The 15,007-nt window shown below is 64.5% G+C and carries 17 protein-coding genes; 1 reads left to right on the top strand and 16 read right to left on the bottom strand.

All coding sequences use genetic code 11. The features are described from left to right. Nucleotides 1-119 precede the first annotated feature (119 nt). From ACFQ24_RS07325 to ACFQ24_RS07400, 16 genes are all read right to left on the bottom strand, one after another. On the bottom strand, nt 120-1,952 hold the full coding sequence (locus ACFQ24_RS07325; RefSeq protein ID WP_380910145.1) for a conjugal transfer protein TraN: 1,833 nt from the start codon (nt 1,950-1,952) through the stop codon (nt 120-122). Then, nucleotides 1,949-2,695, bottom strand: coding sequence for a type-F conjugative transfer system pilin assembly protein TrbC (gene trbC / locus ACFQ24_RS07330; protein ID WP_380910147.1), 747 nt, complete (start codon nt 2,693-2,695; stop codon nt 1,949-1,951). Before trbC ends, ACFQ24_RS07325 begins: the two co-directional genes overlap by 4 nt. An 11-nt stretch (nt 2,696-2,706) precedes the next feature. Then, the gene (traU, locus tag ACFQ24_RS07335) at nt 2,707-3,726 is read right to left on the bottom strand and encodes a conjugal transfer pilus assembly protein TraU (protein ID WP_380910149.1); all 1,020 of its coding nucleotides are present in this window, start codon (nt 3,724-3,726) and stop codon (nt 2,707-2,709) included. Then, a complete protein-coding gene (locus ACFQ24_RS07340; protein WP_380910151.1) occupies nt 3,726-3,995 on the bottom strand; it encodes a hypothetical protein in 270 nt (89 codons plus the stop codon). Before ACFQ24_RS07340 ends, traU begins: the two co-directional genes overlap by 1 nt. After that, nucleotides 3,995-4,651 (bottom strand): type-F conjugative transfer system protein TraW, encoded by a 657-nt coding sequence (gene traW, locus ACFQ24_RS07345; protein ID WP_380910153.1) that lies wholly within the window; start codon nt 4,649-4,651, stop codon nt 3,995-3,997. Before traW ends, ACFQ24_RS07340 begins: the two co-directional genes overlap by 1 nt. Beyond that, nucleotides 4,648-5,193 carry a S26 family signal peptidase gene (locus tag ACFQ24_RS07350; RefSeq protein WP_380910155.1) on the bottom strand — a complete coding sequence of 182 codons (546 nt, stop codon included), beginning with the start codon at nt 5,191-5,193 and terminating at the stop codon, nt 4,648-4,650. Before ACFQ24_RS07350 ends, traW begins: the two co-directional genes overlap by 4 nt. After that, entirely contained in the window at nt 5,174-5,854 is a 681-nt protein-coding gene (locus ACFQ24_RS07355) for a type-F conjugative transfer system protein TrbI (RefSeq protein WP_380910157.1), read from the bottom strand. The genes ACFQ24_RS07350 and ACFQ24_RS07355 overlap by 20 nt, the downstream gene beginning before the upstream one ends. After that, nucleotides 5,847-6,203, bottom strand: coding sequence for a hypothetical protein (locus ACFQ24_RS07360; protein ID WP_380910159.1), 357 nt, complete (start codon nt 6,201-6,203; stop codon nt 5,847-5,849). Before ACFQ24_RS07360 ends, ACFQ24_RS07355 begins: the two co-directional genes overlap by 8 nt. A 3-nt stretch (nt 6,204-6,206) precedes the next feature. Further along, on the bottom strand, nt 6,207-8,792 hold the full coding sequence (gene traC, locus ACFQ24_RS07365) for a type IV secretion system protein TraC (protein ID WP_380910161.1): 2,586 nt from the start codon (nt 8,790-8,792) through the stop codon (nt 6,207-6,209). Between the two features lies 1 nt (nt 8,793). Then, nucleotides 8,794-9,801, bottom strand: a complete 1,008-nt coding sequence (locus ACFQ24_RS07370) for a TraV family lipoprotein (protein ID WP_380910163.1) — start codon at nt 9,799-9,801, stop codon at nt 8,794-8,796. Further along, entirely contained in the window at nt 9,798-10,673 is an 876-nt protein-coding gene (locus tag ACFQ24_RS07375) for a DsbC family protein (RefSeq protein ID WP_380910165.1), read from the bottom strand. The genes ACFQ24_RS07370 and ACFQ24_RS07375 overlap by 4 nt, the downstream gene beginning before the upstream one ends. Beyond that, the gene (locus ACFQ24_RS07380; protein WP_380910167.1) at nt 10,660-11,985 is read right to left on the bottom strand and encodes a TrbI/VirB10 family protein; all 1,326 of its coding nucleotides are present in this window, start codon (nt 11,983-11,985) and stop codon (nt 10,660-10,662) included. The genes ACFQ24_RS07375 and ACFQ24_RS07380 overlap by 14 nt, the downstream gene beginning before the upstream one ends. Nucleotides 11,986-11,989: 4 nt before the next feature. Continuing rightward, entirely contained in the window at nt 11,990-12,826 is an 837-nt protein-coding gene (locus tag ACFQ24_RS07385) for a type-F conjugative transfer system secretin TraK (protein ID WP_380910169.1), read from the bottom strand. Next, a complete protein-coding gene (locus tag ACFQ24_RS07390) occupies nt 12,823-13,404 on the bottom strand; it encodes a type IV conjugative transfer system protein TraE (RefSeq protein WP_380910171.1) in 582 nt (193 codons plus the stop codon). Before ACFQ24_RS07390 ends, ACFQ24_RS07385 begins: the two co-directional genes overlap by 4 nt. A gap of 1 nt (nt 13,405) precedes the next feature. Then, the gene (traL, locus tag ACFQ24_RS07395; protein ID WP_380910173.1) at nt 13,406-13,696 is read right to left on the bottom strand and encodes a type IV conjugative transfer system protein TraL; all 291 of its coding nucleotides are present in this window, start codon (nt 13,694-13,696) and stop codon (nt 13,406-13,408) included. Between the two features lie 61 nt (nt 13,697-13,757). Next, the gene (locus tag ACFQ24_RS07400) at nt 13,758-14,078 is read right to left on the bottom strand and encodes a TrbC/VirB2 family protein (RefSeq protein WP_380910174.1); all 321 of its coding nucleotides are present in this window, start codon (nt 14,076-14,078) and stop codon (nt 13,758-13,760) included. A 356-nt stretch (nt 14,079-14,434) separates the two neighbouring features. Here ACFQ24_RS07400 and ACFQ24_RS07405 point away from each other — a divergent pair, with 356 nt between their 5' ends. Next, complete coding sequence (locus ACFQ24_RS07405) at nt 14,435-14,884, top strand: hypothetical protein (RefSeq protein ID WP_380910176.1); 450 nt, start codon at nt 14,435-14,437, stop codon at nt 14,882-14,884. Nucleotides 14,885-15,007 lie beyond the last annotated feature (123 nt).

The raw sequence follows: 15,007 nt of genomic DNA on the forward strand, positions 1-15,007 counted from the left end.
CGGCGGCTGCATCGTGATTGACGCGAGAAGCGCGGGAAGCTCTATGATGAAGAACGGCATGGTCCTATGTCCTTGGGCGGGTGCTGCGTCGCGGCGACAAGGAGACGGGTTCGCCCATCTTACTTGCCGTGAAGGTCGTAGTAATTCTGAATCTTCTGCTGGATTTCGGTCATGGTCTGAACTTCATCAGGCAGCTTGGCCGCATCCATGAAGTCCGCGTAGACCTCTGTGAAATCCATCACCGACAGGTCGAGACGGGAAAACTCATCGATCGTGAAACCGAGGCATTGCTCCTTCTTGGCGGAGCCCCACGACTTGCCCAGCTGAGGGCGGCCCTGCTCCTGAAGTACGCGGCTGAGCTTGCTTTCGAAGCAGCAATAGGCCGTTCGCTTAGTCTTGCAGATGCCGAGGAAGCTCGACGAGCAATAGGTACCGAGGTTGTGGCAGAGGCCCATGCGGTCCTTGATGTCGAGCTTCATCTCGTCCTGCGAGCAGGCGAACAAGGTGAGGAAAGGCGTCGCCAGCGCGGCGATCGCGGCCGGCCCTCCCGCCAGCGCCGCGGCGCCGGCACCGACCGTGAGAAGACCCGACGTCTTGCCCGCGCAGCAGTTAATCAGACCGAAGACCGGCTTGTGGCAGGTCTCGCGATTGCCCTTGAAAACCGTGAAATTGGTCTCGTCGAACTCCTTGCCGGCCTGGTCGATCGAATGGAGCGCGACCAGCGCATCCCTGAACTCCGTGGACGCCTCCCGAACGATCGGTTCGCAGTCACCGTTGATGCAGTAGACGTCGTCGCCACAGATATATTGGGGCGCATCGCTCGCTCCGCCTGACGGCGTGGGGCAGCGAAAAACCCGGTTCTCGACCTTGCACGGACCCCCGTCCGGTTCCTCGTCCAGGCATTCGGTCCTGAGGTGTGTACAGCTGCCGTTCGCCTCGAGATCGCCGCAGTCGTTGCCTTGGCTGAAGCGGTGGCAACTATAAGTTCGCTCCCAGTTCCAGCATGCCCGTGTCACTGAAACGCCATTGATTGTGCGGGTTGTAGGTTCAGGATCGACACAGGTTTCTGCTTCGAGCTCACATGTCTGTCCGGCGGTTGCCGCATTGCACGTTGTCTCGTTGCGATATTCTTGTGTGATCTGCCCCGAAGTCTCTTCGGTATAAGGTCGAGCTATATCCGGGCTGTCGCACTCGTAGGTGATGATCTCGCCTTCTTCGATGTCGGGCTCGGTGCAGAAGCGCGGATTGCCTTGCCGGCAGATGTTGTAGAAGACGGTTTCGCGCGAGCGCTCGCGGCATATGCCGTTTTGAACGGGCGCATTGAATGCAGGCACGCAGCGCCGGCCGACGTTGTTATTGCCCTGCGCCGCTGACGTTGCCCAGTTCTCGCAGGTATAGATAAATTTGGTCGTGCCGGGTGTCACGTTGACCACTAGCGGCGTCCGGCAGACTGGTGCGCTTTGCTCGACCTTGCTGCCGGCGTTGCAGCTCGTCTCATAGTAGCCCGCGCTGCCGGTCGTTGCCGGGAGCGGCACGCAAGTGCCCTTGGTCCCTCCCATCGACTCGCCGTCGAGATAGGTCGACGGATCATTCTCGACCGACGTCGCGCGCGCAGTGGTCGAGAGGACCTCGAAATTGCTGAACGTGGCCCGGGTGCGATCGGCATCGGTCGTGATCCGGTACTGTTCGTTCGACGACTTGGCCGACTGGGCAGCCGCCTCGAGCTTTTCCGGATCGTCGAAATAGGAGCCCTCAGGCAGGCTCGTGCCCGAATAGCCGGGCACCGCGGCCGCCTGCGCGTCGCTCGACGGCACGAGCGTGGAATCGTTCCGCTTCTCGGTACCGAGCGCCTTTCCTTCTTGTCGCGCCTCATCGAGCGTCATCTGCCCGACTGCCGGCGATCCGATCGCCAGTGCTGTGAACAGCGCAGCCAAGGCAAGCGCTCGCCTCATTGGGCAGCCTTGCGCATGTTGGAGAGGCCGACAGCAGCGATCCGCGCGCCAGGGCCGTTGCCATCGGCGAACTGCTCGAGCGCATATTCGACCGAGACGTTGCCGACGAGACGGTCATAAGGCGGCACCTTCGTCTGGCAGGAAAATCCGGCGCACAGGTCGAAGTCCGACGAGACCGCGACATAGGTCGGCACCGCCTGCACATCGAAGGCCCGGAAGAGGCGCGGATCGATCCCGACATTGGCGAAATCGTTCTGCTGATCGACAATCTTGCCGAGCCGGCCCGCGAATTCCTTCATCGAATTGTTCGGAAAGCCGCGGAAGACCACCACACCGCCGGCCCTTGCGGTATCTGCGATCAGCTTCCTCAAGGACTGTGGCGGCATCGAGAGGCTGGCGAAGACAATGAACTGGGGTGCCTCCCCCTTCCCCGCCGTCACGTTCGAGGCGGCACCGGCCACGATTTCATCGAAGTCGACGGGCCCGGCCGGACCTTTGGGCAGCTCGCTCGTTGCGACCCGCTGCATGTTGGCCATTCCAGCGTCGCGTGACTGTGCCGCATCTTCGCGGAAGGCATCGCCCCTATCCTTGACCTGGTTGACGAAAGCCTCGGCATCGGCCTGGAGATCGGCCGAGCGCTGCTTGATCGCCTGGACGTCGATCCCGTCGACGGTCTGGGCAAGCAGTGCCGTTACGCTGGCGACCGCGATAATCGCAGCGGAGCCCCAGAGATATGCGCGCATCGACAAGCCTCCTAGAGCACGCAGCAGTTGCGCTTGCGCCAGACGAGGTAGCCCATGTCCTCGCCGGCAGCGGGATAGGCTCGGCCTGCGTCAGGCGGCATGGTGGATGCCCCGATCGCGGAGCAGGCGAAGCGGCCGCTCACCGTCGGGATCGGATTGACCATCTGGAAGCGGTATTGCTGCTTCCGCATGATCGGCATGAGATACTTCTTACAGAGCCCCGCGGACCCCATCGTGCCCCAGGCCAGCGCCTCGCGGTGCATTTTGTAGGCGAAGCGCGACAGGGCGAGCCGCGAGGACTGCACATGGCCGATCGAGGACGGGACGTTGCCGTTCAGTGGATACATGCTGCCCTGGCAGCCCGCGCACCAGAAGAGCGGGTCGAGCGGGAGATGGACCGTACCGGCGATGCAGTCGCCGGCGCAGGCGACCTGCGCGATCGGATTGGCGAAGACGATCGCCTCCGGGTTGATCAGCGCCGTCAGCGAGTCATCCTGCCAGAGCGGATCGATCTCGGTCATATAGGCGATGTCGAAACTCGCCTGCTCGAAGCAAACGAAGTCGGTGAGGATCTCCATCCAGTAGAGAAGCGGATAGACATACCAGTGGACGTGCCACTTCGCGGTGCTCTGGGATCGCCCGCCCACCATCGACGGGCCCGCGAGATAGCCCTGCCCGATGTCGAAGCCAGGCGCGATGCGGATGCCGCCCAGGTTCGGGAAACACCAGGGCTTCATCGTGACGTCGGCGAGCCGCGCCGGCTCCCAAAAGCCGACGGCGATGCCGATCCGCGGAATGGGACTGCCGCACAGGCAGATGGGCGAGGCGGGATTGCTGGTATCCGGGCGGCCGCTCGGCCAGATCTTGAGGCCGCCCACCGATAGCGGGAAGAGGCAGGACCAGCAGACGTCGGTGATCGGATTGACGAATTTGCCGTGACAGGTCGGGCCGGCCGCCTCGGCGCTCGGCACGAGGACGAAGGCCGCGATCGTCATCAGGAGCAACCGCACAGCGGATCGAACGGCGCGCATCACTGATCCTCCCCGGCAGCGTCGAGAAAAGCGGAGTCGGCGCGGTGCTTGCGCGCGAGGTAGAGCGCCGTCGTCAACAGCGCCGCGACGAGCAGCGCGGCGATCGCACAGGGCGCCGCCCCGCCGATCAGGCGCAGCAAGGGCTGCAGGGCAAGGACGCTGACGCCCAACAGGAGGCAGAGAAGCTGCCAGATCCGTCGCAGCCGCCGAAGATCGGCCGTCTCGGGCGCCGCCATGGGGGTGCGGAGCATGTCGAGCCACAGCGGCATCAGCTCGGTCCCCCCGCCTTGAGGACGACCTCTGTCACCTTCATGACCTTGCCAGCCTGGGCAACGACCGCGGGCGTGTGCTCGATGCCGAAGCGCGAGGTGAGCTTGCCTTCCTGATCGAAGTAGAAGCGCCGTTTCTTCGCGGTCATCTGCTCGATCGGCGAACCATTCACGAAGATGATCTTGGCCTTGATGTCGGAATAGCGAGCCGTCGCCCAGGAAAGCTGGTCGGCGTCATCGCCGTCGATGAAGACCAGATCCTGCCGGATCGTGACGAGGTCGAGCGGGTTGATCCGCTGGCCCTTGGCGGCGATCAGATTGCCCTTCTGGTCGCGAATGTCGCGTTCCATCGTGATCGAGGGATCGAAGTCCCAGCTTCGGGCGGTGCGCGCGGGCGTAATGCCCGACACAGGATCGGGTCGGCGGACCTTGGCCTCGACGCGCTTGGCAAACATCTCGTTCGTGCGCGCGAGCTCGCCGCTCGCCTCCGCGCGCTTCAGGCGGTTCTCGATCGTCGAGAGCAGATCAGGCTCGATCACCGGGAAGGTCTGCGCCGCCTGGCCGTAATCCTTCGCTTCCAATCGCATCGGCCCAATGACGATGAGCGCTCCGATCGTCGCGGCGACGGCGAGGCCGCCTGTAACAAGCATCCTCATAGGATGGGCTCCCCGGTTCCGATGACCTGGCGCGCGCAGACGAAGCCGATCTCGGCATAGCGGCTGTCGAAGCCATCCTTGTGCGGCGTCGCCGCGAAATAGCATCCCGGCGGCACGACCCCAGTCGCGCCCGGCGTCAACGGCTCGCCGAACCGCGTGAATGGCTTCATCCGCGCGACCGTGCGGCCATTGACGGCGACCTCACGGCCGGCATGGCTGATAGTGTCGCCCGGCATGCCGTAGACGATCTTGCCGAACATCCGGGGCTTCGCGCCGAAATGGCGGCGCAGAAGCGCGCTCTGCGGCGGGCCGAAGAAAAGATAGTCGCCGCGCGCCGGCAGCTTGTGGCGCTGAATCAGAAAGGCCCAGTTCGGCAGCGAGTCCGTCGTATTGATCAGCAGGAGATGGTCGCTGCGCCACTCGGCGATCGCGCTCAGGACGATGCTGCCCGCGACGAAAAGGCCGAAGAGCTGCCACAGCCGCATTCGCGGCCGCCAGGCTGGAGCCCGCTCGGCAGCGGGTCTATTGGCCGCCACTGCCATCGGGACCTCCGAAGGTGGACACCTGGGCCGCCGGCGGGGCATATTGCGGCGCAGCCTGCTGTTGCATCGGCCCGGCTTGCATCCCCTGCGCCGCCAGCATCGGATCGATCGCTGCAGAACCTCCCGGCATCTGCCCCGCGATCTCTGCCTGGGGCACGACCTGCGGCTGAACGGCCGCCATCGCCTGCTGTTCGAGCTGCTGGAGCTGCTCGGCCGACGCCTGTCGCGGCCGGGGCACGCCCGAAGCATAGACCGCATTCTTCAGGCTGTCGGTGATATCCGGCACGTTCTTCGTCAGCACGGCTTCCCCGACGAGGACGATCTGGCCGCCGGCACTGCGTCTTTGCAGTTCCTTGTCGAGCGACGCCATGAAGGTGCGCATCTCGGCTTCGACCTGCGCCGGTGGCGATGCCGAGCGCGCCTGGGCCTGCACATACTCGCCGACGATCGATGACAGGCGGGCCGAGACGATATGATCCTGCTTCGGCGTGACGAGCGTCTTCGTCACCCACATGCCCCAGATGGCTGCAACCAGGAGGATCAATCCGCCAAGGATTTGCATCCGGCTATAGCCGGCGAAGTAAGTCCGTCTTGGCGCCCTTGCCGGCTCGAGAGGGGTCGCCGGCGGCGCGGGAAGATCGAGTTCGGGTTGCTCAGCCATGGCGGGGATCTCCCTGCGTTCGGGCCGGGGGCATGATCCTGCCGCGCCGCAAGACGATGAGCCCTGCAGAGAGGATGACATGGGCCACGGCGAAGACTGTCTTGAACGACGCGACGCGGGGCGGCGTCGCGAGGACGTAGCGGGTGGTCAGGTTGTTGAGCTGGTTCATCAGCCCGTCGAGCGAGAAGCCGCCGAGCGCGAGAAAGAACAGAGCGAAGAGACCCCAGGTCATCAGCAGGGTCGAGGCCAGGAAACCCGCAAAATGCAGTCCAAAGTAGAGCAGGGCGCGCGTGTCGACCGAGGGATCGCTGCGCGCGCTTACCTTGGTCCGTGGGCTCCTAGTCGCCATGGCTCACTCCGCCGCCTGCGCGAGCTCGGCATCGCCGTGCGAGGCCCATTTCTCGGGATTGTCTGGGAAGGCGATCCGCTCGATCGCCTCGTCCATGCTGAGGCCCTGCGCGACCAGGTCTTCGATCGCGGCATAGACGGTGGGACTGGACGAATAGACCGTGGCCGAGAAGGGATCGAGCACCAGACGCCCGACAGCCAGCGTCTCGGGTCCCTTGATCAGGATATCCGAATATTCGCGCCCGTTGATCTTGAGCGAGCGCAGCAGCGCGTCGGTGTAATCGTCCATCTCGAAGCGGTCGTGCTTCTTGAAATCCGCGATCGTCTCCGGCTTTTGCTGGAGGATCACGAACCAGTCCGAATTCTCCAGCGCGGCAACGGAGCCCGCGGATTTGTAATAGTCGTTGAGCGACTGGGTCGCCGTCACCAGCGAGGCGCCATATTTGCGGCAGGTACGCGCATAGGTCTCGATGAAGTCGGCCATCGCGCCGCCGCGCAGCATCTGCCACGCCTCGTCGAGCAGCAGCGCCTTGGGGATCGAACGATCGATCTTGCGCATCATCTGCTGCGACATGAACATGATCGCGGTGAGGACCACGCTCCTCAGTTCCTCGCGCGACGACAGGTCGGATAGCTCGAAGACGGTGAGCTGCGCCGACAGTTCGAACGACACCTCGCCCTGGAAGAAGCGGCCATAGGTGCCTCCGCTCGAGAAGGGCCGCATGGCGATGCCGAGGTCGCTCGCCTGGTGGTTGCCCGTCGCATCGAGCGCGGCGATCACATCGTCGATTGAGCCGGCCCTTCCCTTCTCTTCCCAGACCGCGTTGACCGCGCCGTCGATCAGGCCCCGCTCGGTGTCGTTCAGCCGGTCGATGTGGCGTGCCATCTGGTTCACGATGGCCTTCAGCATCGCCATGCAATCGAGGAGATAGTCCTCGTCTTGCCTTGCCAGCTCCTCGTCGATCATGCTGAAAGGGTTGAGACAGAAGCCCGACGACATGGTGAACTCGACGAAGGCGCCACCCTGCAGCTTGGCCGAGTGCTCGAACGAGCGGCCGTCGTCGATCACGACGACACGCGCACCGGCGCCGCACAGCGATGCGCACAGTTCCTGGAGCGTCACCGACTTGCCCGACCCGGACTTGCCGACGACGGCGACATTATGGTTGCCTGCCTTGTTCTCGAAGGGACTCCAGAAATAGGGCTGGCCGCGCCGCCCGATCAGCATCAGATGCGGAACCTGGCCGCCGAGAAACTCCCCCTGGATCGGCGCGAGATTGGCGGCCGTCGTGGTCAACAACGTGCGCATCCGTTTCATGCGCTCAAGGTCGCGCGAAAGCCCATTCGCCATCGTCATGGGCATCGCGCAGAGCAGCCCCATGATCTGCAGATATCGATCGTCGAGAAGGTCCCAGCCCGCCGCCCGGTAGACCGACTTCAGCACCCGCTCGTTGGCATCACCCCTGCCCTTGGGCGAGAAGGAAGCGACGCTGAAAAACACGCGGACGAGCTTGCGGCCCTGGCGGATTTCGTCGTTCACATACCGCCATTCCTGGCTCTGGTCCTTGAGCTGCGGGAGGAAGCGCGACGACTTGGAATCGGCGAGACTCGTCGTCCGCATGAATTTAAAGCTCGCCTTGTTGCTCGCGGCCATCGGGTCTGGAAATTCGACGCAGAGGTTGGTTGCGATCGGACAGGGCATGCGCAGCTTGTCGGTGAACATGTCGCCGATGAGGCGCGCGACGTCCCAGGGTGCCCAGCGCGCCGGCAGGTTGCGGACCGAAAAGGAGCGAACGTCGAAGACGTCGGGCAGGATCTCGCCGATCTCCGGGGCTTCGTCGATCGTCTTGCCGGTGGGGCGGAAGCGCTCGGTCCGCAGCAGCATGCGGTCGGGCTCGACATGCAGTTCGACGTCGCGGCGGATGGCTTGGTCGGCGATGGGATCAAGCGGGTTGTAGCTGACGACATCCTCGCCTGCCGCTGTCGTGGGCGAGGTGATGTCGTCGATCCAGGCGATCAGCGCCGACGGGTCCATCTTGCGCGCCGAGACGTTGATCGACGCCAGCGCCGAGATGAGGCCATCCATGACCGCCACGATCTCGTCGGTCGTGACGCTCGAGGTTTCGGGCGTCGAATAGGAGATCGCGACCCGGTGGTTGCGCAGCGAAAAGGGCGCGTCGGCCGACAGCGATTTCCAGACCCCGTCGGTCAGAAAATCGACCCTGTGCTTGGCCATGCGCTCATAGACGCCGCGCGCCGAGTAGCGCGGCAGATACCATTTCGAGAGGCGCTCGCCGATCCGCGGGCTCATCCATTGGTGGAACTGCAGGCAGCCGGGCGCGGGGATCGCTTCCGACAGGAATTGCGTGAGAATCTCACCCGTCCGCTCATCAGCGCCAACGAGCGGCGCCGCCTCGATCACGAAGCCCCGAGAGGCGCTGTTGTAAAAGATCCCGGTCTTGGGATCATAGCTTCGATAGGGCAGCCAGTGCGCGAGCATCGGGACACCGAGCTCCGGCCGTTCGGCGTCGGGCCGCTTGGCGTCGCCAAGTATCCCGGCAAGCAGGCTTTCGAAGAGGCCCCCCGCCATCTCACTTGTCCTCCTGGACGGCTGCGGGGAAATTCGCAGCCTTCACGGTCGGAGCGATTGCGGCGGGTGCGGCCTGCGTGCCCGACTGCGCGGCGGCGGCATCCCGCGCACCCTGCGCGGCGCCGTTCGCGACCGCCTGGTAGCGGGGATCGGCCTTCACGCGCGCGGCCGCCTCCGTTCCGACCACGCTCGCAGCCGGCGGTGGTACCGGCGCCTTTGCTTCGGGACTGCCGCCCGTCGATACCCCTGAGGGGGGTGGGAGCATCGACGGGACGGCAGCCGGCGGTGAGTGGCTCAAAGCCGCCGCCGTTCCCGAGCCGGACGCCGCTTGCGCCCTGGGGGCAAGGCGCGTCCTGACATCCGCTTTGATTGCACTGATCGGATCTGGCGCCGCATCGGGCTTGCGTGCCCGCGCGGCAGCAACGGCAGCCGGATCCGGCGCATTCGGATCAGCGGCGGCCAGACCATCCAGCGGTGGATCGGCCCGGTCGACCGCGTCGGCCAGCGATTCCGGCAGAGCCGAAGCGGCGGCCGCGGTGCGTCGTGGCGGCAAGGTTTCCTGCTTCAGCGCCTGCTGCTGCCACTCGCCGCGGGCGACGACCGCATGGACCGCGCTCGCTTCGTGGAGCCGTCCCCGCTCGTCGATGTAAGGCTGAAAGACGATCCGCAGCACTTTCTCCTGTGTGCGGCCCGCGTCGGCCGCGGCGAGGCGAGCTGGCTGGATAACCTCCGCACGGTTTGACCGCCCGCGCATGGGTTGCCGCTGATTGCCCGTGGGCAAGGTATCGGCCTCGGAAGCGTCGGCGGAGATGAGCGCCAGGGCGCGATCGTCGATTGTCGAGCTCGGCGCGCAGATTCCATCCGGTGCGGCGCAAGAAAAGCTGCCGCGCACATTACCGCCGAGGCTGGCGCAACCGCTCAGCGCGAGCAGGCTGGTGAGGCCAAGCGTGCCGGCAAGCCAGAGCCGCAGGCGCGCGCCAACGCGCGCCGTGGAGGACCGCCGCGTCACGACTGCCCTCCCTTGAGCCAATTTTCGAGGAACGCGCGCGGGCGGTAACCTTCGATCACCGCGCCGTCACCACGGACGATGACGGGCGTACCGCTCAGACCATGGCGGTGGGCGAAGGCCTCGTTCGCATCGAGGCCAGAGGTGTCGCAGGATGCGCCGCCCTTTACCTCCTCGCCCGCATAAGCCGCGTGAAGGGCGGCTTCACGGTTCCTGGCGCAGTAGACGCGATCCGCCACGTCGCGGCTTCCCAGGACCGAGATCGGCCGTTCGACCACGCGAAGGTTCATATCCTTCAGTACGCTGGTCAGCGCCCGGCAGTAGCCGCAGCGGAAGTCGGTGAAGACCGTGACCGTCTGGCCCGACGGATTGCCCCAGACGATCGCACCGTCGCGCGGCAGTTCTGCCAGCGAGAGCTTTTGCGGCGTCGCAGGGCGGGCCAGCTTCTCGGCGCGCCCAGGCGTCGCGGCCGCGAGCTGGGCGCTTTCGTCGTCACCGCCCGCGTTGGCCGTGGCATTGGCCCTCGCCGCGGCACCCACGAGCATGTCGGGGTTCATTTCGAGCAGCCGGGCGGCGGTGATGTCCTGCCGGGTCTGCATGTCATAGACACGCCCGATGACGAGGAAGCGCGCCCCGGTGTCCACGTAGAACAGATTGGCGCCGGCGGTGACCTCGCAGAGGCCACTGATCTTCCCGCAATCGATCGCGGTGACCGGCGTCTTGGGCAGCCGCGTCTTCAGCAGCAGCCGGACCCGATCTTCCGGGCTGTTGGTGTCGGCCGCAAGCGCGATACCGGCAACGCTGAGCCCAAGAAGCGTGGTGAGGACCAGGCGCGACGGATGCGCCAGCGTGCGTATGCGGTCAATTGCGGACATAGACACCCTCCAGGAAAACGATTTCGACATCGATGCCGGTCGGCATCTCGATGACCGGCTGGTACTGCTCGGCGCGCTCGATCAGATATTTGGAGACCATGTCGCCGGTCTGGGCGACGCCTTCGCCAAAGCCGCCTTCCAGGATGTCGCCGGTCGAGAGCTTCTGGCGCTGGCCATTGGTGGTGATGTTGGTGCCCTGGAAGACCGAGTTGGCGTTGGCGGAGAAGCCGCGACCGAACCCGCCGGCCAGGCCTGCCAGGAAGGCCTGCGTAACGAGCGACCCTTCGCGCGAGACCACCCGTCCCCGCACGCCCGTCTTGCCGCCGAAGGCGATGAAGCCCTTGACCTCGGACACGGCATAGCGGCCCCCGGGCTGCGGACAGGTCATTTTCTGGAGCTTGACGTAGACCTTCTCGCTTGAGAGATCGCCGCGCGCTGCGCCGTTGATGAGGCAGCCCTCGATCTTCGTCGTGAGCAGGCGGCCATTCTGGTAGACCGAGCGCGCCGGGCCCGTGACGCGCAGCACCACCGGCAAGGGATCGCTCTGGCTATTGACCCCGGCGCTGGCATCGACGCCGACGATGACCTTCGCGCGCGCGAAGCTATTGGGCGGCAGATAGTTGACGCTGTCGGTGTAGACGGTGTTGCCCTTGGCGACCCGCGAAGCGTTTCCGCTGTCGGCCGTGGTGAAATTGACGAGCTTCACCTCGGCGGGCGAGCCGACCGGGGCGCCCCCCTGTGCCCCGCCCTGTCCGTCGGGACGCTGATAGGCCTGCGGTCCATTGGGGCCGTACAATGCTGAGGGTCCGGGCGTCGGCGGCTGCGCCGTGCGCCGATCCGCGACTTGCCGACGCAGCTGCTCGTTCTCGGCCTGATAGGCTGACAGCACGCGCTGACCATCGGCCTGCATCGCCTGGTTCTGGCCTTTCAAGGCCTCGATCTGAGCCGTCAGCATCTCGAGCCGGTGGTTCTGCCCGTCGATCGACTTGAGCTGGTTCTCCGTGGACTGGAAGCGATTCTCGGAAAGCGCCATCCACTCCTGCTGGGAGAGGTTGCGGTTGACGAGATCCTTGGTTGAGACGTTGACCTCGCTGACGCCATCGTCGGTGAGCTTGGATTTGTCGTCGTCACCGCCGAAGATCCAGAATGAGGAAATGACGAGGCCCACGCCCGCAGCGCCAGCCAGGAGCAGCCGTTGACGGCGGCGGACCACATCGTTGCCGCCAAGGTCTCCGGCTACGGGCGAGACCCCTTCTTCGGAGCCCCCGTCGAGCGGGCGGCGCTTGCGGTTCAGGATGTCGGAAAGACCCATATCCTCACCTTCCCGTGAGAGTGTTTTGGCCAGCGAGCGGGCTGGGGCCATTCTGCGAGACGAGATAGGCCGTGGTGACCTTGCCCGGCGCCAGCTTGCTGTCGGCGATCGACACGGCGAGCGCGCTCGAAGGCGCGATCATGCTCTCGGTGAGCTCGACGCTCTGGTCGCCCTTGTTCTCGATCCGGAGAACCCTGCCGGTCAGCTCTGCCCCCCGATACTCGGCGATCATCTGGACCTTGAGGGTCCCGACATAGACCGGGCGAAGGGTGCGCTGACGCATCTCATATCCGTCCGCGACGGCGTTCGAATACATCGCCTGGACAAGCTCGACCGCCGCATCCTGGGGGCCAAGCTGGTTCGTGGGACCGTTCTCCGCGTCCCGCTCGTTGGCGATCGCCGGGTTCGACACGAACACCTGGGCGGCCTGGTCGCCGCTGATGCGGCAGACGAACTTGTAGACATAGCCGCGTTTGCTTGTCGTGAAGAAGGAGAGCGCGGGACGCCCGAAGCCATCGGGCACCGAGAGATAGATGTCGCCGCGCACCGGCTCGTTGACGACCGAGAAGTCGTCCTGCGGATTGCCGGTCGAGATCTTCGACACCGACGCGAATTCGTCTTCGACAAGACTGATGCGTGTGAGGTCCTTGGCCGAGGCGGTGCAATCGACCTGCGCGCTGTCGCTCGCCATGATCGTCTGGTCGGCAAAGGCCGGCTCGGCGATGAGAAAGAGTGCGACTGCAACGAGGGTCGCGCCAATGAAGCGGCTCGCATGGCAATAGACGCGTGTGAGGAAGGCAGTGCCGAGGGCGGCACTCCCGATGGCATAGACCGGAATCATTGGTCGCTCCCCTGTTGGTCCTTGGCGGCGCCGGTCTTCACCATTCCGAAGCCGACCAGCTTCAGCGACAGGCCGGAATATTCCCAGTCGTAGCGGAAGGTCCGGTTCTCACTGGCGATGACCTTGTTGCCGACGATGGTGTGAAGCTCGCCGGTCACCTCCGAGCGGAGGTTCTTGGGATCGATCTCCATCTTCTGGATGGTGAAGAACTGAGAGATCGAGGAGCCGCGCTGCTCATTGACGATCTTGAGCAGGTCGGCCTTGATCTTGCCCTGCGTTCGCGGGCTCGCAATATCGAGCACCGCATTCATCCAGTACTCGAGGTTTTGCGGGCTGCGGTCGAGCGTCAGCACGACCGTGTCGCGGGTGATCATCTCGAGATATTCCCGGCTCACACCCGCGGAGCTGATCGTCAGCGGAGAGCGCAGCACCGGCTGCAGCACAATCTCCCGATCGCGCGACAGGCCGACCGTGAAGAGCAGCAGGGTGAGCGCGCCCAGGGCGGCTGCGGCAACGGCCAGGATGTTGCGCTGGCGCAGGATCCGCTGGCTAATCGTATGGCTGTAGGAAAGTTCCATTTCACCCCGCCATCAGTCGAAGATATGAGGGTGGTGTGGCCTTGAGACCGGTGAAGCCGGCCGGCAAATGCCAATAGGCCAGGTGAAGCAGCCAGGACGTCGCCCGGCCTGCCTTAGCTTTTCTGAGACCCCACCAGCCTGCACCCGAAAGTAGCATGCCGATGACGATGTGCTGAGACAGGATCCCCCAGACGAATGGAATGACCATCGCCAAGAACTCATCAACCGTCCACAGCCCGATCAGCTCGGGATCGTCCAGATGAGTTGGAATGACGTACTTGTCTGCGGCCATTGCACCACCCCCTCCTTGTGCCCGGGCGGAGCTGCTACTCCGCGCCAGGCCTCGGATCGGTTCAGATTGTCGCGGTCACGGTCGAGGTGACGATCGGGATGCCGGTGCCGGCGCCCACGCCGACGCCGACGGGAATGGCGATCTGGCCCATCGAGAACCGCCCCGAGGCGAGCGCGACAATCCCGCCGGCAAGGCTGAGCACGGTGATGATCTTGCCGCCGGATCCCTCGAGGAAGTCGGTGAACTTGGTCAGCGCTGTGTCGAAGGTCGTGTCGGCGCCGGCGAACGCGGGCCCCGCGAAGAAGAGACAAGCGAACAGGAGCACGGCGAGGGCGAGGATCGCCAGCTCCGCGTGTCCGCTCTTTTTGAGGACAGACTGCATGTGGATTTCCTTCGGTTGAAGACGCGACGGAACCGCGCCCAAGCAAAGGGTGACCAGTCGGCGCGCAGCCGGGCAACCGGACTGCGATCCAGCTCTTCGCGAATCGTAAATTTTTGTGTGTTCAGTTTCGGTATGACTGGCTTGGCGGGGCGCAGCGCCACGGATTCAGGGCACGCCGCCCCATTTTTGGGGCACCTTGTCCTCGCCTCGGGACAACCTGCCCCAAATTGCGAAAGCCGTAGAACAGCTATAGATTCGCGGCGTGGGACTCGCGAGATGGTAGCCATTATCGTTTCATAAACTTTCCGCGGCACCCGACGATTACCGGGCCCTTTCGATACGAGGCTGATCAGGACGTGGGCATAACCGGCGCTGACTCCCCAGATTGTACGCTCGACATCTCCGAGCACCTCCTTCGCCTGATCACCGAAAGCCTCCGGCTTAGATCGAACGAAACCAGGTCGTACCAAACGCTCGAGTGCCTCCTGGAAGCCCGCAATGGGAGCCTTGCCCGGATCCGGAACCGCAACATGACCACATTGAAAGAGCATCTGGTCGCGATCCCCACGCAGGGAGACATCCGCATCGAACTGCACATCTCGCAGACGAGCGCTGACTGCCTGGAAGAGGTAAGAGACCTTCTCAGCAAGGAGATGGACACCGATCTCACCGTCGGAGATGCCCTTTCCGTCCTGCTCTTCGACTACATGTCGGAACTCATAGCGGCGCGGGTCTTGGAGAGACTGGACCTGGAGCGACTGATACCTGCTAGAATAGCCATCCAGCCGAGCAGCCCGAGTCACTAGGTTTCGTGGACAAAGGTTGACAGCAGGATCGGGCGTTGATTCAAGGCTGCCTTTTGGAGGTGGCGTTGGGCGAGCGTATTGGGCTGACGGAGGACGAGTGGGGGATCATCGGCACATTACTGC

The sequence above is a fragment of the Sphingobium olei genome, from assembly GCF_042678845.1.
Lineage (GTDB): Bacteria > Pseudomonadota > Alphaproteobacteria > Sphingomonadales > Sphingomonadaceae > Sphingobium > Sphingobium olei.